Here is a 22,740-nt window from a genome sequence, read left to right as displayed (position 1 = left end):
AAAGCTACGTTACCATGCCTGAACTCTTCGCATCTGCCTTATTTGCGCCTATGAATTGGGCACGTCCATGAATGTGGCAGCAATGGCAGACGCTCACACGCCCCTGATCGAAGCGAGGGGTATCGTCAAGATCTTCGGCGCGCTGAGAGCGAATGACGGCATCGATCTGAAGATCATGCCGCATGAGATCCATGCTTTGCTGGGCGAGAACGGCGCCGGCAAGTCGACCTTCGTCAAGATTCTCTATGGCCTGCTCCAGCCCAACGAGGGGCAGCTCTTCTGGCAGGGACAGCCGATCCAGTTGCCGCGCCCGGCGGCGGCTCGCGCCGTGGGCATCGGCATGGTGTTTCAGCATTTCTCGCTGTTCGACAATCTCAGCGTCGCCGAGAATGTTGCCCTGGCCCAGCCCCCGGGCACGAAATTGCGGGATGTCGAGGAAGGCATCGCGGCGGTATCGGCGGCCTATGGCCTGCCGCTCGAACCGCGCCGGCCGGTGCATACGCTTTCGGTGGGGGAGCGGCAGCGCATCGAGATCGTGCGCTGCCTGATGCAGAACCCCAAGCTGCTCATTCTCGACGAGCCGACCTCGGTGCTGACGCCGCAGGAGGCCGACCAGCTCTTTCTCACCCTCGAACGCATCACCGGCGAGGGGAGGGCGGTGCTCTACATTTCCCACCGGCTGGAGGAGGTGAAGCGCCTGTGCCAGACGGCGACCGTGCTGCGCCATGGCAAATTGGTGGCGACCTGCGACCCGCGCAGGGAAACCGCCGCCAGCCTGGCACGCATGATGGTGGGCGCCGACGTCGCCATGGTCGAGCATGGCCGCCTGGCCAACCGCAACGGCCCCGTGCGCCTGGCGCTGAAGGGGCTGAATCTTCAGGCCGAGGACCTGCATGGCACGACGCTGAAGGAGATTACGCTAAATGCCCGGGGCGGCGAGATTCTCGCCATTGCCGGTGTGGCAGGCAATGGCCAGAGCGAACTCTTCGCGGCCATCTCCGGCGAGAGGACGGTGGCCCCCGAGGCGGTGGCTGTCGACGGCAAGCCCGTCGGTGCGCTCGGCGTCACCGAGCGCCGGCGCTTGCGCGCCGCCTTCGTGCCGGAAGAACGGCTCGGCCATGCGGCGGCGCCGCGCATGACCCTCTCCCAGAATGCGCTGCTGACCGGCCATGCCGCCAGTGGGCTGGTGTCTTACGGCATGGTCGACATGCGCAAGGCCTCGGCCGAGGCAACCAGGATCTCCGGCACGTTCGACGTGCGCAAGGGCAAGCCCGACCCCGAGGCCGGCTCGCTCTCCGGCGGCAATCTGCAGAAATTCGTGGTCGGCCGCGAGATGCTGCGCGAACCCGGCGTGCTGGTGGTGAACCAGCCGACCTGGGGCGTGGATGCCGGTGCGGCCGCGTTGATCCGACAGGCCCTGATCGATCTGTCGCGGCGCGGTGCGGCGGTGGTGGTGATCAGCCAGGACCTCGACGAGATCTTCGAGGTGGCCGATCATATCGCGGTGATCCATCACGGCCGGCTGTCCGCACCGGAGCCCGTATCGGCCATGAGTCTGGAGAGGATCGGGTTGCTGATGGGGGGCGCCGATCATGCGGATTGAACTCGAAAAGCGGGCCGAGCGCTCCATAAGCATGGCCTTGGTCTCGCCTCTCATTGCCATCCTGCTCACGGTGGTTTCGGCGGCCATCATCTTCGCGCTCTATGGCAAGGCACCCGGCGAGGCGCTCTATGTCTATTTCATCAAGCCGCTGACCGGCCTGCGCACCGCTCAGGAACTGGTGGTGCGCGCGACGCCCCTGGTGATGATCGCCGTCGGCCTGTCGCTCTGCTACATCTCCAACAACTGGAACATCGGCGCCGAAGGCCAGTACATTATTGGCGCCACGGTGGGCGGCGGCATCGCCCTGCTGTTCCAGGGCCAGACGCCCTTCTATGCGGTGCCGCTCATCCTCGTCGGCGGCATCGCCGGTGGTGCGCTGTGGGCCCTGATCCCGGCGGTGCTGAAGACGCGCTTCAACACCAACGAGATCCTGACCAGCCTGATGCTGGTCTATATCGCCGACAAGATCCTCGATTATTGCGTGCGCGGCCCCTGGCGCGACCCCGCTGGCCTGAACTTCCCGCTCACGGCCAATTTCGACAATACGCTGCCGGCGCTGTTCCGGCGCAGCCCGATCCATCTCGATTCCATCTTCGCGCTGGTGGTGGTGGCGGCTGCCGCCGTGCTGTTGTGGCGCGGCCTCAAAGGCTTCGAGATCCGCCTGCTCGGCCAGGCGCCGCGCGCCGCCCTGTTCGCCGGCTTCTCGCCCAAGCGCATGACTTTGTTCGTCTTTGCGGTGTCGGGCGGCCTTGCCGGCCTTGCCGGCATCAGCGTGGCTGATGGGACGATGGGCCTCCTGCAGCTTCCCTTCGCCAGCGGCTACGGCTTTAGCGCCATCATCGTCGCCTTTCTTGGCCGGCTTAATCCGGTGGGCATCCTGTTGTCAGGCCTGTTGCTGGCACTGTCCTATCTCGGCGGCGAGGCGGCCCAGATCGCACTCAAGGTGCCGATCGGCATCACCAGCGTGATCCAGGGCCTGCTGCTGTTCTACGTGCTCGCCTGCGACACGCTCATCCTCTACCGCATCCGTTTCGTGCGCGGCGCAGTCAAGGTAGCCTGATGAATCTCACCGAAGCGATCATCCTCACCATCATCACCTCCTCGACCCCGTTCGTGCTGGCCGGCATCGGCGAACTGGTGGTGGAGCGTTCCGGGGTGCTCAATCTCGGCGTCGAGGGCATGATGATCATGGGCACGGTCTCGGGCTTTGCCATTGCCTACATGACCGGCAGCGCCCCGCTCGGCTTTCTTGCGGCTATCATCGCCGGCATGGTCTTTGCGGCGCTCTTCGCCTTCATGACCCTGGGACTCGCCGCCAACCAGGTCGCCTCGGGCCTCGCTTTGACCATTCTCGGCCTGGGCCTCTCCGATCTCCTCGGTACCGGCTTCGTCGGGCTCAACCGCGCCAAGATCCCCTCGCTCGACATACCCGGCCTGAGCGACATCCCGGTGATCGGGCCTGTCGTGTTCGGCCAGGACGCCCTGGTCTACCTGTCGATCGCGCTGGTCGCCGCCGTCTGGTGGTTCCTCTATCGCAGCCGCGGCGGCCTGATCCTGCGGGCCGTCGGCGAGAACCACGTCTCGGCCCATGCGCTGGGCTATCCTGTCCGGCTCATCCGGTTCGGGGCCGTGCTGTTCGGCGGGGCCTGTGCCGGCCTGGGCGGCGCCTATCTCTCTTTGGCCGACACGCCTTTCTGGGGGACGGGCATGACGGCCGGCCGCGGCTGGATCGCCCTGGCGCTGGTGGTGTTCGCGTCCTGGCGCCCCTGGCGGCTGCTCCTGGGTGCCTATTTCTTCGGGGCGATCTGGATCGGCAATCTGCACATGCAGGCGCTGGGCGGCTCGCTGCCGCACTGGCTGGTCTGGCCGCCGCAATTCTGGACGGGCTTGCCCTATCTTGCGACGGTGATCGTGCTGGTGATGATCTCGGCCGGCAAGGGGCGTCGCGGCGTGGCGCCGGGTTCGCTGGGCACCGCTTTCGTGCCCGATCGCTGATTTCCACTTCCGCCGGGCATGGGCCATGGCCCGGCGTTTCGATCCGTATGGCCCGCCATGAGGGGAAACTCGATGAAAAAAACGATATTGGCAGCCCTGGCCGTTTGCGGCCTCATGGCCGGTGCCGGGGCGACCTCGGCCAGTGCCGAGGAGAAGCTCAAGGTGGGCTTCATCTATGTCGGCCCAGTTGGCGATTTCGGCTGGTCCTACCAGCACGATGTCGGGCGCAAGGCGCTGGTGAAGGCCCTCGGCGACAAGGTCGAGACCACCTATGTCGAGAGCGTCCAGGAAGGGCCGGATGCCCAGCGCGCCATCGAGAACCTCGCCGACTCTGGCCACAAGCTGATCTTCACCACCTCTTTCGGCTATATGGACCCCACCATCAAGGCCGCCAAGAACTTTCCGGACGTAAAGTTCGAGCATGCCACCGGCTTCAAGCGGGCCGAGAATGTCTCGACCTATGCCGGGCGCTTCTATGAAGGGCGTTATGTCGAGGGCGTGATCGCCGGCAAAATGTCCAAGAGCGGCATCGTCGGCTATGTCGCGCCGTTTCCGATTCCCGAAGTGATCTCGGGTATCAATTCCTTCATGCGCGGCGCCCAGTCCGTGCGTCCGGACATGAAGATCAAGATCGTCTGGACCTCGAGCTGGTATGATCCCGGCAAGGAAGCGGATGCTTCCAAGGCATTGATCGCGCAGGGCGCCGACATCCTGGCGACCCATACCGACAGTCCCGCCGCCACTCAGGCCGCGGCCGAGAAGGGCATCAATTCCTTCGGCCAGGACTCGGACATGATCGCCTTCGGCCCGAAGACCCAGCTCACCGCCATCATCAATCACTGGGACGACTATTACATCGAGCGCACCAAGGCGGTGCTGGACGGGACCTGGAAGTCGGAAGACACCTGGGAAGGCCTCGACAAGGGCATGGTCAAGATGGCGCCCTACACCAATATGCCCGACGATGTGAAGAAGCTCGCAGAAGAAACCGAAGCTGGGCTCAAATCCGGCAAGATCCATCCCTTTACTTGCCCGGTGGTGAACCAGCAGGGCGAGACGGTGGAATGCAAGGGGGGCGACAAGCTCGATGCCTCGCAGATCCTCGGCATGAACTGGTACGTCAAGGGCATCGACGACAAGTTCCCGAACTGATTGGCCATTGCGTGCGCAGGCATCGACGCTTGCGCGCGCATTGATCCATGACCTGTCGGGTCCCCGCGCCCAAAAAAGGGAACCCGGAGCGCAATGCGGTTCACTCAAGCGTCTTCGAGGCGGTTCACTCAAGCGTCTTCGAGTTTGCATGATCTTTGTCATTGCCGGGCTTGACCCGGCAGCCCAGCTTCCCGGCCGGTTGTCGGGGCGGCTTCTGGATAGCCGGGGCGAGCCTGGCTATGAAAAATCTGAGCGGTTCCTGCATCGGCGAACCGCAGTGGGACCCGAGCGGCTTTTTCTGTTAGTCACAAGCTGACCTATCGGAATGCCCTGCTGACGAGGCCGACCCATCCCATGCCGTTTGACCGTGCCAGGCTCGATGCCATCCCCTATCTCCTGAACCTCCGGCAGACAGGGGAGCAGATGCGATGATCGAACGGGCGATGGCGTTGGGCCGCGAGGCCGAAGGCATGATCCGTACCCTGGCGATGATCAGTGCCGAGGATGGGCGCCTGACGCGTCTCTACCTCACTCCCGAGCACCGCCAGGCGGCGGACCTCGTGGCTCGCTGGATGACGGAAACGGGACTGGAGGTCAGCGAGGATGCGCTCGGCACGGTTCGGGGCCGGCTGGCGCCGTCATCGGGAACGCGCAATGCCGTGCAGCGGCTGCTGATCGGCTCGCATATCGACACGGTGATCGATGCCGGCGCCTATGATGGTACATTCGGCGTCATCGCCGGTATCCTGGCAACCCGCGAGATTATCCGCAAGCATGGCGCCATGCCCTTCGGTATCGACGTCCTCGCCTTCGGCGACGAGGAGGGCTCTCGTTTCGTGACGACGTTGCTCGGCTCCGAAGCCGTGGCAGGCCACTTCGATCCGGCGGTCCTGCAGATCGAATCCAGCGATGGCATCAAGCTGGCAGATGCCCTGCGGCTCTATGGCAAGGATCCGGACGCCATTCCCTCCGCCGCCTATGAGCCCGGCGAGGCGGCGGCCTATGTCGAGGTTCATATCGAGCAGGGCCCGGTGTTGGAGGAGGCCGGCGAGGGGCTCGGTGTCGTGACGGCAATCGCCAGCCAGATACGCTATTCGGTGACGGTCGTGGGCGAAGCCGGCCATGCCGGTACGGTCCCCATGGCGCTGAGGCAGGACGCTTTCTCGGCTTGCGCCGAAATGGCGCTTGCGCTCGAACGCCTTGCCAGAAGCCATGCCGATGATTTCATGGTTGGCACCATCGGCAAGCTGAGCCTGTCGCCCGGCGCTTCCAACGTCATTCCGTCCCGTATCGTGTTTACGGTCGATCTGCGCTCTCAGAGTGATGCCAGGCGTATGGAAGCGATGAGCGCCTTGCGCGCGGAGTTTCTCGCCATCGCCGAGCGACGCGGCGTTTCGACCTGGATCGAGCAGACCTATGAGGCCAAGGCGGAGCCCTGCGATCCCGCGCTTCAGGCCGGATTTGCGGCAGCGATCGCTGCCCAGGGCGGCAAGGCAATTCATTTGCCGTCGGGAGCCGGGCATGACGCCCAGTCGCTGGCCGCCCTCTGTCCGATCGGCATGCTGTTCGTACGCTGCCGCGGCGGCATCAGCCACAATCCTGCAGAATTCACCTCCATTCGCGACATGGGACTGGCCGTGATGGCCCTGATCCATTTTATCGAGAAGTTCGACCCCCTGCAGGAGTCGGCGAAGAATTGAGGGGTACTGCCGGGTCATATGAAAAGGCCAAAATGCCCTTTCAAAATTAGAGATTCGGCTTTCTTTGCCTTACATCGGCTATATATGCCGGTCTCATGCCCGAATAGAATGATGCCATCTTTCCGAAGCTCGACGATATGGGCGAGAAGGGCGGAAGGGTTGTGGACATGGATCGGCCGGCTTTTGGTAAGGCCTGCAATCATCGTCCAGCCACTCTCTGTTTTGCCGTTTCGATGGTGTAGAAGCACAGCCCTGGGAGAGGACTTTGCAGGACAATTCAAGCAGCGCGGCAGCAGGGGCCGCCCCATCGACGTCGCAGACGGGCCTGGCCCTGCTCATGCTCACATGTTCGATGGTTTCGGTGCAGCTCGGCGCAGCCCTGGCTCACCCTACCATGGCCGAATATGGCCCCTTCGCCACCACCTGGGGCCGGCTGGCCTGGGCCGCGATCATCCTGGGCGTCATCGTTCGCCCCGACATCCGCCGCTATCATCGGCGCGAAATTCTGATCGCCCTGGCGCTGGGAGCAACCATCGCCATGATGACGCTCTTTTTCTTCGTGGCGATCACCCGCGTGCCGCTGGGGCTGGTGGTTGCCATCGAGTTCCTGGGGCCGCTGGGTGTCGCGGCTCTCGGCTTTGCCCGCAGCTGGCGCCTGATCTGGCTGGTGCTGGCCTTTGCCGGCGTGCTCCTGCTGGTGCGAAACCAGGCTGGCTGGAGCGTCGATATGCTCGGTTTCCTGTTCGCGATTGCAGCGGGAACCGGCTGGGCTGCCTACATCCTTCTCAGCAAGCGCATCGGCAAGGTCTTCAAGGGGCTGGAGGGGCTGGCGATCTCCTTCGCGGCGGCTGCGTTGATATCGACGCCTTTCGGCCTGTACGAAACCGGCTTCGCGCTTCCCGGCGGCCTGGCGGTGCAGACGATAGGCCTGGCCGTGCTGACGCCGCTCTTGCCCTATGCTCTCGAAATGATGGCGCTGCGGCGCCTGTCCTCGGCCACCTTCGGCATCTTGATGAGCGCGGAGCCCGGCATCGGCGCACTGGCCGGCTATCTCGTCCTCAATGAACCGCTCAGCCTGCAGCAGGTCGGCGGTATCGCGCTGGTGATGATCGCCAGTGCCGGCGCCGTCATCAGCGCGCGGGAATAGGGGCCGGCAATTGCAGGCCGGCGAAGCGCGCGAGGAAGGCGCGCAGTCGCTCGTTGGGCTGTTCGCCGAACACCAGCGCGGGCGGTGCATCGATCATGATCTTGCCCTGGTCTGTAAACACAACGCGGTCGGCCACTTCACGCGCGAAGGCCATTTCATGGGTCACCAGGATCATGGTGCGGCCCTCAGCCGCCAACTCGCGCACGACGCCGAGGACTTCGCCGACGAGCTCGGGATCGAGGGCGGAGGTGATCTCGTCGAGCAGCAGCACCTTGGGTTCCATCGCTACCGCCCGGGCAATGCCGACGCGCTGCTGCTGGCCGCCCGATAGCTGTCCCGGCATCGCATCGATCTTCGCCGACAGGCCGACGCGGGCCAGCCATCTCTCGGCAATGCTCCGGGCTTCGGCCTTGCTCTTGCCGCGCGACTTGATCAGGCCCAGCATGATGTTCTGGGCCGCCGTCAGATGCGGAAACAGGTTAAACTGCTGGAAAACCATGGCGGCGTCGACGCGAATATGGGCGAGTTCGCGTTCGGTGCGCCGCCGGCGCTTGCCGTTCGCCTCGCTGAAGCCGACCTCGACCCCGTCGATGCGGACGGAACCCCCGTCATATTCCTCCAGGAAGTTGATGCAGCGCAGCAGGGTGGTCTTGCCGCTGCCGGACGGGCCGATAATGGCAATGACCTGGCCCTTCTCGACCGACAGGTCGACGCCTTTCAGGACCTGCAGGGCTCCGAAGGACTTGGTGAGATTGGCAATCTCGATCACCGGCTGGGGGGCGGCGTTGGACATGGCGGTTCTTCCGATCAGACGAAGCGCTTTTCGAGCCGGCGGCTCAGGGCGGAGAGCGGGAAGTTGATGGCGAAATACATCAAGGCGCCGAGCACATAGAGGGGCAGGGCGACATGTGTGCGGCCGATCACCTGCTGAAGCGAGAGCAGGAGGTCGACGATGCCGAGCAGGGACACGAGCGAGGACCCCTTCACCGTATCGACCACGCTGTTGATGAAGGGCGGCAGGAAGCGCCTGACGGCTTGGGGCGCAAGGACATAGACGAAGCGATCGAAAAGACCGAGCCCGATCGACTGGGCGGCCTCGGTCTGCCCCTTCGGAATGGCCTGGAAGGCGCCGCGCGTGATCTCGACGATCTGGGCCGATTTGAAGGCGGTGAGGGCCACGATCGCGGCCAGCAGGCTGGGCAGATTGATGCGCAGCGCCGGCAGGCCGTAATAGATGAAATAGAGCAGGACCAGGATCGGCACGCCGCGGACGAAATCGGCATAGAGCCGGATCGGCAGCCGTGCCCAGGCGGGCCCGAAGACCAGCGCACAGCCGAGCGGGATGCCGATCAGCAGTGAAATCACGACCACGGCCATGGAGACGAAGAGTGTGGTCCACAGGCCGCCGAGCAGGAAGGGAAGCGTTTCGAAGATCATGGACATGGCGTCACCGGCTGATGGCATAGCGCCGCTCGGCCAGCCTCAGCAGCAGCAGGATGGCGTAGCTGGTCACCAGATAGATCGGCGTTGCGAGCAGATAGACTTCGACGGTGCGGAAGGTCTGCGTCTCGATCCAGCGCATGCCGTAGGCGAGCTCGGGCACGGCGATGGCGGAAGCGATCGAGGTGTCCTTGAACAGCGAGACATAGGTGTTCGACAGCGAAGGCAGGGCGATGCGCAGCGCCGTCGGCAGGCGAATATGCCAGAGCACGCCGAAGGGCGTCAGGCCGATACTCTTGCCCGCCTCGATCAACCCTTTCGGTACGGCTTCCAGGCCTGCCCGTAGCACCTCGACGAGATAGGCACCCGAATAGACGGCGAGCGTGGCGACGAAGGAAGTCGTCGCCCCATATTGCAGGTCGATGGCGCTGGGAATGCCGTAAAACACCAGATAGACCAGCAGCAGCAGCGGCACGTTGCGGACGAATTCGACATAGCCCCGGATCAGGGGACGGGCCCAGCGCGGCCCGTCGATCTGGACCAGAGCGAGCAGCAGCCCGATCAGCATGCCGATCGCGATGGTCGCGGCCGCGAGCTCGACGCTCAGCAGCAGCCCTTCGAAGAGCTTGGCCGAATAGCGCCAGACGATGGCGAAGTTGAAATGATAGTTCATCATGCCGGAGATCCAGCCATCGTGCGCGACCGAGCCCTGGCATCGCCGGCAGGACCTGCACCAAGGTGCACCGGCGATGCTGTCGAGGATTTGCGGGGCGAGCCGGAGCCTAGAAGGTCGGCAGGCCGGGTTTGCGGGCCGGCGGCGTCAGGCCGAAATAGTCTCGCAGCGCCGCATCATAGATCTCGTTCTGGTGGCCATGGATCGCCACGCCGAAGGTCGTGTTGACGAAATGCAGCCAGTCCGGATCGCCCTGGCGCACCGCGGCGCCATACAGCATGGCGTTCCAGGATTTGCCGGCGTCGAAATATTTGTCGGGATGGCGCTTGGCGAGCCACCAGACATTGGAAAGATCGACGGCGGCGGCGTCCACGCGCTTGGAGTCCAGGGCGAGCACCACGTTGGGCTGGCTGTCGAGCTGCATCACCGTCGCTTCGGGCAGCACCTTCTTGACCGTCTCCTCGGCGTCGACGTTCTGCAGGATGGAAATGCGCGCGGAGGATCCGGCCTTGAGGAGGTCGTCGAAGGTCTTCTTGTCGCTGTCGGGCCGCGTCAGCAAGGCGACGCCTTCGACATAATAGGGGCGCGAATAGGCGACGAGCTGGGCCCGGGCGGGCGAAATCGTCATGAACTGGATGACGACGTCGACCTTGCCGGTGTTGATGTTGGGAACGCGCTGGGCCGCGTCCTGCCGCACGAACTCGATCTTGCTGGCGTCGTCGAACAGGCCCTTGGCGAGGATCTTCGCCATGGCGATGTCCATGCCGGTGAGCTCGCCCTTCTCGTCTTCGAAATGCCAGGGGGCATTGGTCGAGCCGGTGCCGACGATCAGGTGGCCGCGATCGAGTATGGTGCGGAGCAGGCTGTCGGACGAGGCCTGCGCTGCTGCCTGCCGGGCGGAGCCTACGACGCTTGCCAGGGCCAGGCCGCCGAGCAGGCCGCCCTTGACCAGATTCCGTCTGGTTTCGGCGAAGTCTTCCATAGTGCTGTACTCCCCGTTGTCTGGATGTGGTATTTCATTATTATGTTATATTAGGCATAGTTATGGTATTAACGGTATCCGGGGGTGTCAAGATGGATGTCGGCCCGCGGCGGACGGCGCCCCGGTTTCGGCAGGGGCAAACGGCATGAAAAAAGCCCTGCACCGTGGAGGTGCAGGGCGCTGTCGAGTTGTCGCAGGAATGACGGATACGTCTCAGGGCTGGGGCGCCGGCTTTTTCTGGCCGTCGAGCGCGCTGAAGATCTGCCAGGCTGCCTTGATCCGATCCGGGATAGGATAGTTCTTGTTGGCCAGGATCGCGATGCCTATGCCCCTGGCCGGCACATAGGCGACATAGCCGCCGAAACCGTTGGTGGAACCGGTCTTGTTGAACAGCATGTCGCGCCGAGGCGGTTGCGGTGGCACGAGCTTGTGTGCCTCATGCGGTTCGAAGGCCATCTTGGCCGAGTTTCCGGCGAGCAGGCGCTCCAGCGTGGTTGGATAGCTGTACATTTCCCATCCCAGGCCCTGCTGCATGACGCCTACCTTGTAGTAGCCGGCATGGGTGGCGGCGATGGCGCGCTGGAGCGTTTCATCGAGCCGGGATCCGTTGATATTGGCCTCGACGAAGCGGATGAGATCGGTCGCCGTCGTCTTGATGCCATAGGCCTCCGAATCCATGGGGCCTGGCGACACCCGGATAGGCCTGCCGTCCTTGGCAATGCCCCAGGCATAGTCGGCCATCCGCTCCTGCGGTACCCGGACATAGGTGTTGGAGAGGCCAAACGAGGGCAGCAAATCCGTCTGCATGAGATCGTCGAAGGGCTTGCCCATGGCCTGGGCGGCGATATAGCCGAACAGGCCGATGCTCGGATTGGAATAGAGCCTGTGAGAGCCGGGCGGGAAGGTCGGACGCCATGCCTTGTAATAACCGATCATCTCGGCATCGTCGGTGATCTGGTCCGGAAACTGCAGGGGCAGACCGCCGGCCGTGTAGGTGGCAAGGTCGAGCAGGCTGACATTTTCGAGGCTGCTGCCGGCAAGAGCCGGCAATCTCTGTCCCGCCTTGTCGGAGAGCGAAAAGGCGCCGCGAGCCACTCCATAGGCCGCGAGGGTGGCGGTGAAGGTCTTGCTGATCGAGCCCATCTCGAAGAGCGTTGAATCCGTGACCTTCTGTCCGCTTTCCTTCGAGGCAAGCCCATAATTGAAGACGAATTGCTTGCCATCGGCGATGATGGCGACGGCCATGCCGGGAATGGCATTGCCTTCCATCAGAGGCTTGATCGTGCCATCGACGACATGCTGGAGGCGTTCCTGCTCGGAGGATGTCTGAGCCCATGCCGACGCAGCGACGAGCATGGACGTCGCAAATATGGACGCGGCGACAAACCGCCTGTGCGACAACGACGAATTCATTCCCAACTCCATTTTCGGATTGTTGTCCCGGAAGAGGCCCGGATCGTCGGCGCTTGCCTGCGCCGTCGATCATCTGCCCGCTTGCCTCCGGATAGGAGCAAATCCGGTCGGTGCCAAACGATGAATAGTTGGATTTGGTATGAGCAAATCTTGGCCTTGGGACGGCGTTACGCGTCATCGCGGCCAGATTGAGCGTTGGATATAAGTTTCCCTCTTGGGATTGCGACTAAAACCCAGGCGTCCCATGCCGCAGAAAAACGCCGGGATGAGACCGATCCGGCCGATGCAAGAGAGCGCGACTTCAGCTGTCGCGGATCGACCCAGGGGCATGCAGGGCCCCCGGCGAGCAGCGTCGCCAAATCCGTGGCGTCCGGTCGGTTGGGGCGCGGCGTGCGGACCGTCAGTTCTCAGACCGCGATGCCGTGCAGGTCGTAGGCGTCCGAGCGCTCGATCTTCACGGTGACGATGTCGCCCACGCGCAACGGACGGCGGCTGGCGACATACACAGCGCCGTCGATCTCGGGCGCATCGGCCATGGAGCGGCCCTTGGCGACGGTCGGTCCTGTCTCGTCGATGATGACGGACAGACGCTTGCCCACCTTGTTCTTCAGCTTGCGGATCGAGATCTGCTGCTGGGTTTCCATGAAGCGGCGATGGCGCTGCTTCTTCACCTCGTCCGGTACCGGCATCAGGCCGAGGTCATTGGCGGTGGCGCCGGCCACGGGCTCATATTCGAAGCAGCCGACGCGATCGAGCTGGGCTTCACGCAGCCAGTCGAGCAGCAGCTCGAAATCCTCGTCGGTCTCGCCCGGGAAGCCGACGATGAAGGTCGAGCGCAGGGTGATGTCGGGGCAGATCTCGCGCCATTTATGGATGCGTTCCAGCACCTTCTCCTGGTTGCCGGGACGGCGCATCGCCTTCAGCACCGTCGGGGAGGCATGCTGGAAAGGGATGTCGAGGTAAGGCAGGATCTTGCGTTCCGCCATCAGCGGGATGACGTCGTCGACATGCGGGTAGGGGTAGACATAGTGCATGCGCACCCAGACCCCGAGCTCACCGAGAGCCTTGGAGAGATCGTAGAATTTCGCCTTCAGGGGCTCGCCCTGCCAAGGGCTCTCGGCATAGCGGATATCGACGCCATAGGCGGAGGTATCCTGGCTGATCACCAGCAATTCCTTGACGCCCGCCTTCACCAGCTTCTCAGCTTCGCGCATCACGTCGCCCGCCGGGCGCGAGACGAGGTCGCCGCGCAGCTTGGGGATGATGCAGAAGCTGCAGCGATTGTTGCAACCTTCTGAAATCTTTAAGTAAGCATAGTGGCGCGGCGTGAGCTTGAGACCCTGCGGCGGCACTAGGTCGGTGAAAGGGTCATGGGCCGGCGGTGCAGCCTTGTGCACCGCTTCGACCACCGTCTCATATTGCTGCGGGCCGGTGACGGCGAAGACGTTCGGGAACTTTTCCAGAATCGGATCGGGTTCGGCCCCCATGCAGCCGGTGACGATCACTTTGCCATTCTCGGCCATGGCATCGCCGATGGCGCCGAGGGACTCCGCCTTGGCTGAATCGAGGAAGCCGCAGGTATTGACGATGACGAGATCGGCGCCCTTGTGGTTGCGGGTGATGCCATAGCCCTCGGCCCGGAGCTGGGTGAGGATGCGCTCGGAATCGACCAGGGCCTTGGGGCAACCCAGCGAGACATAGGAGACCGTCGGGGCCGTCTTGCCCTCCGCCGTCTCTTGGGCTGCTTCGATCACCGCCATGTCCGCTTTCTTTCCGTCTGTCTCATGAAACGCGTGTCTTTGCGCCAAGATGGGCCGGAATGCAATTGCGGAGTGCGTTTTGGAGGGTCGATCTTCGGATCGGCCATCTTCGAGGCGCAGTGCCAACCAGTTGGTCGATCCCGCTCCATCACTCGACGGAGCTGAGGAGATCGACCCTCCAAAATTGGTCTGACTTCTTTCTTGACAGCGAGCCGTGTTTCGAAAAATAGTCAGATGTCAGACCAATTTTAATTCATCATCCGGAAACCATCGTTGGGCACGCCGTCGCTCCAGGGACTTGCTCCGTTGCCATCCGCCGACCGGGCGGATGACGTGATGCGTGCGATCGGTACCTTCATCGCCACCTCCGGCATCAAGCCGGGCGAACGCCTGCCGACCGAGCGGCAGCTGATGCAGACCCTCGCGGTCGGCCGTTCCACGGTGCGGGAGGTCATCCGCAAGCTGCAGGCCCTGGGCGTGGTGGAATCCCGCAAGGGCAGCGGCACCTATCTCAAGCGGGCATTCTCGGCCGACGCCATCCACATGCCGCTGGTGATCGATGCCGCCTTGCTGCGTGACCGCCTACTGCAGACACTGGAGGTGCGGCGCGGGCTCGAAACCGAGGTGAGCGCGCTCGCGGCCCTCCGGGCGACGCCCGAGGATATCGCCGTCATCGAGGCCAAGCTCGACATCATGGAGGCGGTGCATCTGGAAAAGGGGACCTCCGGCCCTGAGGACCTCGCCTTCCATCTCGCCATCTATGACGCCAGCCACAATCCGCTGTTCGGCCAACTTCTGGAGAGGATGCGGGAGGCTTTCGAAAGCTTCTTCGATGAGCCTTTCGACCGCCCGGATTTCGCCCGCCGTTCCTTCCGTTTCCACCGCGAGCTCTTCGACGCCATCGTCCGGCGCGATCCGCAGACGGCGCGGGAAAAGACACTCGCCATTCTCGAAATTGTCGAAGAAGACATCAAGGACATGTCCAAATGACCGACCACCGGATGACGCAGGCATCGGATGATCTCGACTATGCCAGCCTCGTCGTCGCCCATGACGATGCCCACGCCTTCGAGGCCGTGGTGCCGCCGATCGTGCAGACGTCGCTGTTCACCTTCTCGAGCTTCGAGGATATGGCTGCGACCTATCGCGGCGAACAGGTCCGCCCGGTCTATTCGCGCGTCGGCAATCCGACCACGCGCCTGTTCGAAGAGAAGATCGCCGAACTCGAACGCACCGAGGATGCCATCGGCTTTGCCAGCGGAATGGGCGCGATCTCCTCCAGCGTGCTGGCTTTCGTCGAGCCCGGCGATCGCATCGTCTGCGTACGCCATGTCTATCCCGACGCCTATCGCCTGTTCGAGACGCTGCTGAAACGCTGGAAGGTCGAGACCGTCTACGTCGATGGCCGTGACGCCGACGCGGTGGCAGCGGCACTGCCGGGCGCCAAGCTCTTCTACATGGAGAGCCCGAACAGCTGGATGATGGAAACGCAGGACATTCCCGCGCTCACGGCCTTGGCGCGCCGGCATGGCGTCATCACCATCCTCGACAACAGCTGGGCCTCACCGGTGTTCCAGCAACCGGTGCGCCTCGGCGTCGACCTCGTGGTGCATTCGGCTTCCAAATATATCGGCGGCCATTCGGACGTGGTTGCCGGCGTGGTCGCGGGACGCAAGGAACTCGTCGACGTCATCCGCCGCACCATCACGCCCTATCTCGGTGCGAAACTGGCGCCGTTCGAAGCCTGGCTGCTGCTCAGGGGGCTGCGCACTTTGCCGACGCGCATGAAGGCGCATGAGGCGGCGGGGCTTGCCGTGGCGCGCAAGCTCGGCGAACGACCCGAAGTGGTCGCCGTGTACCACCCAGGTCTCGGCAATAGCCTGCCGCCCGGGCTCAGCGGCACTTCCGGCCTGTTCTCTTTCGAATTCGATGGCAGCATCGACATTCCCGCCTTCTGCAACGCCCTCAAGCTGTTCAAGATCGGGGTGAGCTGGGGCGGCCACGAGAGTCTGGTGGTGCCGGCTCTGGTCACGCGCGGACAGAATGCCGGCCCCAATTCGGCGCTGGATTTCGGGGTTTCGGAGCGCATCGTGCGCCTCCATGTCGGCCTGGAAGGCGTGGACGCGCTATGGGCCGATATCACGCAGGCGCTGGCCGCTGCCAAGAGATAGCCGGCGTGCGGACGCCGTCCACCGGACGAGCGTTCGGGCGCTGGTTGGGACGTAGGGTGCAAATAACAAGAGAGGGGAATCACAATGTTCAAGAAACTGCTGCTGGCCGCGACGGCCTCGTTGGCGCTGGCCTTGCCGGCTTTAGCCGACACCACGCTCAAGCTGACGGAAGTCATCACCAGTCCTGAGCGCACCCAGACGCTCAAGGAGATCGTCAAGAAGTTCGAGGACGCCAATCCGGGCGTCAAGGTGGAGATCACCTCGCTGCCCTGGGGCCAGGCCTTCGAGAAGTTCGCCACCATGGTCTCGGCCGGCGATACGCCTGATGTGGTCGAGATGCCCGATCGCTGGCAGTCGCTCTATGCCAACAACGGCATGCTCGAAAATCTCGAGCCCTATCTCGCCAAGTGGGAGCACACCCAGGAGCTGAACGACCGCGCGCTCGAGATGGGGCGCTATGTCAACAACACCGCCTATGCGCTGCCCTATGGCTTCTATCTGCGGGCGATGTTCTACAACAAGAAGCTGTTCAAGGAAGCAGGCGTCGACGGTCCGCCCAAGACGATGGACGAGTTCGTCGAGGCGGCCAAGAAGGTTTCCGCCCTTCCCGGCAAGTTCGGTTATTGCCTGCGTGGCGGGCCCGGCGGCCTCAATGGCTGGATGATGATGGGCGCCAACATGGCCGGAGACGGCACCTTCTTCAAGCCTGACGGCACCTCGACCATGGCCGATCCCGGCTGGATCAAGGGCGTCACCGTGTTGGTCGATCTCTACAAGAATGGCTATGCGCCCAAGGACAGCGTGAACTGGGGCTTCAACGAGATCGTCACCGGCTTCTATTCCGGCACCTGCGCCATGCTCGACCAGGATCCCGATGCCCTGATCGCCGTGGCCGACAAGATGAACAAGGACGATTACGACGTCGCCCCCATGCCGAAGGGGCCGGCTGGCAAGACCTTCCCGACCATCGGCTATGCCTCCTGGTCGATGTTCGCCAATTCCGAGAACAAAGAACTGGCCTGGAAGCTGATCGCTGCCCTCGACGGTCCGGAAGGCAATATCGCCTGGAACAAGAAGACGGGCGCACTGCCGATTTACAAATCCGCCGCGAACGATCCCTTCTATGCCGACCCCAAGTTCAAGGGCTGGTTCGCCGAACTCGGCGACTCCAATGTCTCGCCGCTGGTGATGCCGACCTATCTGGAGGAGTTTGCGTTCTTCGCCGACTCCATCGCGGTGAAGACGACGCAGCAGGCCCTGCTGGGCCAGCTCACCCCCGAACAGCTCGCCGGGCAATGGGCCGACTATCTGACCAAGGCCCAGCAGAAATTCTTGGCGAAGAAGAAGTAACCGTTCCCCAGGCTCCGCTCGCGTCCGCCTTCTCTTCTTGTGTGGGAGAAGGCGGCACGAAATGCCGGATGAGGGGAGACACGCGACCTCTTCAGGGGCGCCGCCACCCCTCATCCGCCTGCCGGCACCTTCTTCCGAAAAGGGAGAAGAGATGATCCGGCACGCCCGGCTACCTCTCCGTCCCCAGCCTGTTCTCGATCGGATAACGAATGGCTTTGGCAGAACTTTCCATCCCGACCAGGCGGCGCGGCCGAAGCGCCTGGCTGGCGTTCGAACCCTGGCTCTATGCCGCGCCTTCGGTCATCCTGATCGTGGCGATCATGCTGGTACCCCTGGCCATCGGCATGTCCTACGCCTTTCGCGATATCCAGCTCCTGAAGCCCTTCGGCGGCGGCTATGTCGGGCTCGAGCATTTCAGCACCATGTGGGGCGATGCCAATTTCTGGAATGCACTTTCCAATACCGTGCTGTGGACGGTGGTCTCGGTCGCCCTGCAGTTCATTCTCGGCCTGATCCTAGCCCTCCTGCTCAACCGGCCCTTCCCGGGACGCGGCGTGGTGCAGGCGCTGGTGTTCCTGCCCTGGGCCGTACCGAGCTTTCTCTCCGGCCTCAACTGGGCCTGGATGTTCAATCCCATCGTCGGTCCGGTGCCGCACTGGCTCTCCGGCCTCGGCCTGATGGCGGCGCCCGACAACATTCTCTCCAGCCCGACCCATGCCATCTGGGGGCCGATCGTCGCCAATGTCTGGTGGGGCTTTCCGTTCTTCGCCATCACGCTGCTCGCTGCCCTGCAATCGATCCCGCAGGACATCTATGAGGCGGCCGAGATCGACGGTGCCGGGGCGCTCAAGCGCTTTACCTCGATCACGGTGCCGTTCCTGGCGCCGACGATCGCCATCACCGTGCTGCTGCGCGCGGTCTGGATCGCCAATTCCGCCGACCTCATCGTAGTGATGACTCGCGGAGGCCCGGCCGACTCGACCCAGATCATCGCCAGCTACATCTATACGCAGGCCTATATGCGCCTCGATTTCGGCTATGCCTCGGCGATCTCGATGGTGCTGCTGGTGCTGCTGCTCGCCTATGCCGCCACGCTGATCGCGTTGCGGCAGATGCTGATCCGGAGGGCCTGACCATGCGCCGTTCCACCCGTCGTTCGGCCTATTGGGTCATGCACTACGCCCTGATCGCCCTGTTCCTGGCATTTGCCCTGTTCCCGCTCTACTGGGTGTTCAAGGTCTCGGTCACGCCCAATGATCTGCTCTATAGCGAAGGCGTGAAGTTGTGGCCGTCGCGCTTCGGCTTCGATCACTATGTCTCGGTGATCAGCCATACCGATTTCCCGCTGTTCTTCCGCAACAGCGTGATCATCTCGGGTTTTACCGCGCTGTTCACCACGCTGCTGGCGGCCGGCGCCGGCTACAGCTTCTCGCGCTTCGTCTATCGCGGCAAATTCTGGCTGGTCGGGTTGATGCTGATCACCCAGATGTTCCCGCTGGTGATGATCATCGCGCCGATCTTCAAGCTGTTCCAGCCGCTCGGGCTCAACAACAGCCTGACCGGCCTGATCATCATCTATACCGCCTATAACGTGCCGTTCGCCGCCTTCCTGATGCAGTCCTTCTTCGACGGCATTCCGAAGGACCTGGAGGAGGCGGCGATGATCGACGGCGCCACACGCTTCGGGGCGCTGCGCCAGATCATCCTGCCGCTGACCATGCCGGGCATCGCCGCCACCCTCGGTTTCGTCTTCACCGCAGCCTGGAGCGAGCTGCTCTTCGCGCTGATGCTCAACACCAAGGACAGCGTCATCACCTTTCCGGTGGGGCTGCTCAACTTCGTTTCGAAGTTCGCGGTGGATTTCGGGCAGATGATGGCGGCCGGCGTGCTCGCGCTCATCCCCGTCTGCATCTTCTTCTTCCTGATCCAGCGTTACCTGGTCCAGGGCCTCACGGCCGGCGCCGTGAAGGGCTGAAAGGATTATTCCGATGGCCAATATCGAAGTGAAAGCCGTCCGCAAAAATTACGGCGCGCTGCCCATCCTCAAGGGTATCGACCTCTCCATCGCGTCGGGCGAGTTCGTGGTGCTGGTCGGCCCCTCCGGCTGCGGCAAGTCGACTTTGCTGCGCCTCATAGCCGGGCTGGAGGACGCCAGCCAGGGGCAGATCCTGATCGACGGCGCCACGGTGAACGACCTGCCGCCTAGGGATCGCGACATCGCCATGGTGTTCCAGTCCTACGCGCTCTATCCGCATATGAGCGTGCGGGACAATATGAGCTATGCGCTCAAGCTGCGGAAGAAAGCCGCCGATTTCATCTCGAGCGCGGTAACCAAGGCCGGTGCCAAGCTCGGCCTGGAGGCCCTGCAGGACCGCAAGCCACGGCAATTGTCGGGCGGGCAACGCCAGCGCGTCGCCATGGGCCGCGCCATCGTGCGCAATCCCAAGGCCTTCCTGTTCGACGAGCCCCTGTCCAATCTCGATGCCCGCCTGCGCGAGCAGATGCGGTTCGAGATCCGCAAGCTGCACCGGGATCTCGGGGCGACCTCGGTCTATGTCACCCACGATCAGATCGAGGCGATGACCATGGCCGATCGCATCGTCGCCATGAACGGGGGCGTGATCCAGCAGGTCGGCGCGCCGCTCGAACTCTATGACGATCCTGCCAATATGTTCGTGGCCGGCTTCATCGGCTCGCCCGCAATGAACTTTCTCGATGCTCAGGCACAGCTGGGCGAGGGCGGTACGACACTGCGAGTCGGCGATACGGTGCTTGCCGTCCTGGCGGGCCAGCGCCTGCCCGAGAAGGTCGTGGTCGGCATTCGTCCGGAGCGCGCGACACTCTCCTCGGAAGGCAATGTGCCGGCCCGCGTCGATCTGGTCGAGCCGACGGGGTTGGGCACCGTGGCCCATCTGGAAATCGGCGGACAGGGGCTGAAGCTGTTCACCACCGAGCGTCCTGCCTTGAAGGCAGGCGAGGTCGTGAAGCTGGCGATCGCTCCCGGCGATCTGCGCCTGTTCGATCCGGCAAGCGGGGAGCGCATCAGATTGGCCTGATGCGCGGGGGGGGGCGTCGGACAAGGGCTGGCCAAGGCGGCATCACCCATGACAAAAGAGGAGCTGAATTCCTTTCAGCTCCGCATGACGCCTTCCCCCGCCGGGGTAGCTGCATGCCCTTTCTTTTGTGAGATTGGATGTCCCGCATTGCAACGACGGGCGAGGCCACGCATGAGCCCGTGGCCTCCGGCTGGATTACCCTGCTGATCGCAGCGGCCTGTGGTCTCATCGCCGCGAATATCTATTATGCTCAGCCGCTGGTCGGCCTGATCAGCGCTGAACTCGGCATGACGCCCGGCGCGGCCGGGCTGATCGTGACGATGACCCAGATCGGCTACGGCGCTGGCCTGCTGTTCCTGGTGCCGCTCGGCGATCTCATCGAAAATCGCAAGCTCATCCTCTGGGTGATGGGACTGGCCGTCATCGCTCTGGCGGGGGCCATGCTGGCCCGCAGCAGCCTGCAGTTCCTGGTCTCGGCCTTGCTGATCGGGCTCGGTTCCGTGGCCGTGCAGATTCTCGTGCCCTTTGCCGCGCATCTGGCACCGGAAGCGCGGCGGGGCAGGGTGGTCGGCAATGTGATGAGCGGGCTGATGGTCGGCATCATGCTGGCCCGCCCGGTATCGAGCCTGATCACCTATTTCAGCTCCTGGCACATGGTGTTCCTCGTCTCCATCCTTGCCATGCTGGCGTTGGGCGTGGTGCTGGCCCGCGTTCTGCCCAAGCGCCAGCCGCCGCCGGGCCCGACCTATGGCCGGCTGCTGCTCTCGATGGCGACCATGATGCGCACCATGCCGATCCTGCGCCGGCGGGCCCTCTATCAGGCCTGCATGTTCGGTGCCTTCAGCGTGTTCTGGACCTGTACCCCGTTGCTGCTGGCAAGCCCAGCCTTCGGCATGACGCAATCGGGCATTGCGCTGTTCGCCCTGGCCGGGGCGGCAGGCGCGGTGGCAGCCCCGATCGCCGGGCGTGTCGCCGACCGCGGCTGGGTCCGTCCGGCCTCGGCCTTCGCCATGACGCTCGGCGCCATCAGCTTCCTGCTCACCCATCTCGCCGAGCCGGGATCCGGCCTGTCGCTCGGCCTTTTGGTGTTCGCCGCGATTGCGCTCGATTTCGGCGTCTCGGCCAATGTCGTGCTCGGCCAGCGTCTGCTCTACAATCTCGGGGCGGAATATCGCAGTCGCCTCAATGGTGTCTATATGGCGACCTTCTTCGCAGGCGGCGCCCTCGGCTCGGCCCTGGGCGGCTGGGTCTATGCCCATGGCGGCTGGACGGCGACGTCCTGGCTCGGTTTTGCCCTGCCGGTGCTTGCCCTGCTCTATTTCTCGACGGAAAAGAGGGCTTCAGTTAGCCCGGGAATCAGGACCTGACATGAGTGTGACGATCTACGGCATCAAGACCTGCGATACCATGAAGAAGGCGCGTACCTGGCTCGAGACCCATGGCAAGGCCTATGCCTTCCACGATTATCGGGCCGAGGGCATCGATCGCGCGCATCTCGATGCCTGGGCGGACAAGGTCGGCTGGGAAGTCCTGCTGAACAAGACCAGCACGACCTTCCGTGCCTTGCCCGAGGGCGACAAGCAGGGCATCGACCGGGCCAAGGCGATCGACCTCATGCTGGCCGAGCCGACTATGATCAAGCGGCCCGTCCTCGATCTCGGCAACGGCAAGCTGCTCGTCGGCTTCAAGCCCGACAACTACGCCGCAGCCCTGGCCTGAGTGCCAATGCAGTTGGCCTAGAGCATCGCGCCGAAAAGTGGACGCCGGTTTTCGGCAAAAACGATGCTGAAGGCGCTTTCGAATTTGCACGAGCTTTGTCGTTGCCGGGCTTGACCCGGCAATCCAGTCCCTTTGGCCGGCTCCCGGATAGTCGGGTCATCAGCGCGATTTCGGCGCCCTACATCTCGATCAGGCTGGTGAAACCGCCAAAGATCATGCGTTTGCCGTCGAAGGGCGCGTTCGCCATGCTGCCCTCCAGCCGGGGATCGGCCATCACCTTGGCCATGACGGCGTCACGGTCCTCGCGCGAGCGATAGGTCACCCAGGAGAAGATGACGATCTCGTCCTCCTTTGCCTGGACTGCGCGCGGAAAGGACGTCACCTCGCCATAAGGCACATCGTCGGCGACGCATTCGACATAGCTGAGTGCGCCATGTTCCATCCAGACCTGGCCGCCGAGACGGGCCATTTCCTCATAGGCCTCGAGGTTTTGCTTGGGCACGGCGACAACGAAACCGTCGACATAGGTCATTTCAGCTTCCTCCTGCTTCGATCTCCCAAGGACGTTCGACATCCTGC

The 22,740-nt window shown here is 63.5% G+C and carries 21 protein-coding genes; 14 read left to right on the top strand and 7 right to left on the bottom strand.

Annotated elements, in window-relative coordinates; genetic code table 11:
- Nucleotides 1-82: 82 nt before the first annotated feature.
- The 6 genes from QM672_RS17075 (at nt 83) to QM672_RS17050 (ending at nt 7,597) form a co-directional block, all read left to right on the top strand.
- The gene (locus QM672_RS17075; protein ID WP_415083978.1) at nt 83-1,603 is read left to right on the top strand and encodes an ABC transporter ATP-binding protein; all 1,521 of its coding nucleotides are present in this window, start codon (nt 83-85) and stop codon (nt 1,601-1,603) included.
- Nucleotides 1,593-2,663: an ABC transporter permease gene (locus QM672_RS17070; RefSeq protein WP_311934962.1), complete on the top strand. Its 1,071-nt coding sequence runs from the start codon at nt 1,593-1,595 to the stop codon at nt 2,661-2,663. Before QM672_RS17075 ends, QM672_RS17070 begins: the two co-directional genes overlap by 11 nt.
- Complete coding sequence (locus tag QM672_RS17065) at nt 2,663-3,598, top strand: ABC transporter permease (protein ID WP_394308515.1); 936 nt, start codon at nt 2,663-2,665, stop codon at nt 3,596-3,598. The genes QM672_RS17070 and QM672_RS17065 overlap by 1 nt, the downstream gene beginning before the upstream one ends.
- 72 nt (nt 3,599-3,670) lie before the next feature.
- A complete protein-coding gene (locus QM672_RS17060; RefSeq protein ID WP_311934958.1) occupies nt 3,671-4,750 on the top strand; it encodes a BMP family ABC transporter substrate-binding protein in 1,080 nt (359 codons plus the stop codon).
- 428 nt (nt 4,751-5,178) lie between these two features.
- A complete protein-coding gene (locus QM672_RS17055) occupies nt 5,179-6,450 on the top strand; it encodes an allantoate amidohydrolase (protein ID WP_311934952.1) in 1,272 nt (423 codons plus the stop codon).
- Nucleotides 6,451-6,715: 265 nt separating this feature from the next.
- A complete protein-coding gene (locus tag QM672_RS17050; RefSeq protein WP_311934950.1) occupies nt 6,716-7,597 on the top strand; it encodes an EamA family transporter in 882 nt (293 codons plus the stop codon).
- Here QM672_RS17050 and QM672_RS17045 read toward each other — a convergent pair.
- From QM672_RS17045 to rimO, 6 genes are all read right to left on the bottom strand, one after another.
- Nucleotides 7,581-8,390 (bottom strand): amino acid ABC transporter ATP-binding protein, encoded by an 810-nt coding sequence (locus tag QM672_RS17045; protein ID WP_311934948.1) that lies wholly within the window; start codon nt 8,388-8,390, stop codon nt 7,581-7,583. The two genes, QM672_RS17050 and QM672_RS17045, sit on opposite strands and share 17 nt — an antisense overlap.
- A gap of 14 nt (nt 8,391-8,404) precedes the next feature.
- Entirely contained in the window at nt 8,405-9,040 is a 636-nt protein-coding gene (locus QM672_RS17040) for an amino acid ABC transporter permease (protein ID WP_311934946.1), read from the bottom strand.
- A gap of 4 nt (nt 9,041-9,044) precedes the next feature.
- Complete coding sequence (locus tag QM672_RS17035) at nt 9,045-9,713, bottom strand: amino acid ABC transporter permease (RefSeq protein ID WP_311934945.1); 669 nt, start codon at nt 9,711-9,713, stop codon at nt 9,045-9,047.
- Nucleotides 9,714-9,819: 106 nt separating this feature from the next.
- A complete protein-coding gene (locus QM672_RS17030) occupies nt 9,820-10,692 on the bottom strand; it encodes a transporter substrate-binding domain-containing protein (protein WP_068296187.1) in 873 nt (290 codons plus the stop codon).
- A gap of 213 nt (nt 10,693-10,905) precedes the next feature.
- Nucleotides 10,906-12,048 carry a class C beta-lactamase gene (gene ampC / locus QM672_RS17025; RefSeq protein ID WP_367622972.1) on the bottom strand — a complete coding sequence of 381 codons (1,143 nt, stop codon included), beginning with the start codon at nt 12,046-12,048 and terminating at the stop codon, nt 10,906-10,908.
- Between the two features lie 464 nt (nt 12,049-12,512).
- Complete coding sequence (gene rimO / locus QM672_RS17020) at nt 12,513-13,865, bottom strand: 30S ribosomal protein S12 methylthiotransferase RimO (protein WP_367622971.1); 1,353 nt, start codon at nt 13,863-13,865, stop codon at nt 12,513-12,515.
- Between the two features lie 336 nt (nt 13,866-14,201).
- Here rimO and QM672_RS17015 point away from each other — a divergent pair, with 336 nt between their 5' ends.
- The 8 genes from QM672_RS17015 to QM672_RS16980 all read left to right on the top strand — a co-directional run bounded on the left by QM672_RS17015 (nt 14,202) and on the right by QM672_RS16980 (nt 22,161).
- Nucleotides 14,202-14,855 carry a FadR/GntR family transcriptional regulator gene (locus tag QM672_RS17015; RefSeq protein WP_311934938.1) on the top strand — a complete coding sequence of 218 codons (654 nt, stop codon included), beginning with the start codon at nt 14,202-14,204 and terminating at the stop codon, nt 14,853-14,855.
- 11 nt (nt 14,856-14,866) lie between these two features.
- Nucleotides 14,867-16,036, top strand: a complete 1,170-nt coding sequence (locus QM672_RS17010) for a PLP-dependent transferase (protein WP_311935528.1) — start codon at nt 14,867-14,869, stop codon at nt 16,034-16,036.
- Between the two features lie 84 nt (nt 16,037-16,120).
- Nucleotides 16,121-17,386: an ABC transporter substrate-binding protein gene (locus tag QM672_RS17005; protein ID WP_415083972.1), complete on the top strand. Its 1,266-nt coding sequence runs from the start codon at nt 16,121-16,123 to the stop codon at nt 17,384-17,386.
- 209 nt (nt 17,387-17,595) lie between these two features.
- The gene (locus QM672_RS17000; RefSeq protein WP_311934936.1) at nt 17,596-18,519 is read left to right on the top strand and encodes a carbohydrate ABC transporter permease; all 924 of its coding nucleotides are present in this window, start codon (nt 17,596-17,598) and stop codon (nt 18,517-18,519) included.
- Between the two features lie 2 nt (nt 18,520-18,521).
- Nucleotides 18,522-19,361, top strand: coding sequence for a carbohydrate ABC transporter permease (locus QM672_RS16995; RefSeq protein WP_311934934.1), 840 nt, complete (start codon nt 18,522-18,524; stop codon nt 19,359-19,361).
- A 13-nt stretch (nt 19,362-19,374) separates the two neighbouring features.
- Entirely contained in the window at nt 19,375-20,442 is a 1,068-nt protein-coding gene (locus QM672_RS16990) for an ABC transporter ATP-binding protein (RefSeq protein ID WP_415083969.1), read from the top strand.
- A 137-nt stretch (nt 20,443-20,579) separates the two neighbouring features.
- Nucleotides 20,580-21,809 carry an MFS transporter gene (locus tag QM672_RS16985; protein ID WP_415083967.1) on the top strand — a complete coding sequence of 410 codons (1,230 nt, stop codon included), beginning with the start codon at nt 20,580-20,582 and terminating at the stop codon, nt 21,807-21,809.
- A gap of 1 nt (nt 21,810) precedes the next feature.
- Nucleotides 21,811-22,161, top strand: coding sequence for an ArsC family reductase (locus tag QM672_RS16980; protein WP_311934928.1), 351 nt, complete (start codon nt 21,811-21,813; stop codon nt 22,159-22,161).
- Between the two features lie 178 nt (nt 22,162-22,339).
- On the opposite strand, the gene QM672_RS16975 is transcribed toward QM672_RS16980, so the two are convergent.
- Nucleotides 22,340-22,693 carry a DUF1428 domain-containing protein gene (locus QM672_RS16975; RefSeq protein ID WP_311934926.1) on the bottom strand — a complete coding sequence of 118 codons (354 nt, stop codon included), beginning with the start codon at nt 22,691-22,693 and terminating at the stop codon, nt 22,340-22,342.
- Nucleotides 22,694-22,740 lie beyond the last annotated feature (47 nt).

It is taken from the genome of Labrys sp. (in: a-proteobacteria) (genome assembly GCF_047605565.1).
In the GTDB taxonomy this organism is placed as follows: domain Bacteria; phylum Pseudomonadota; class Alphaproteobacteria; order Rhizobiales; family Labraceae; genus Labrys; species Labrys neptuniae.
This window is presented reverse-complemented; position numbering and strand designations above follow the sequence as displayed.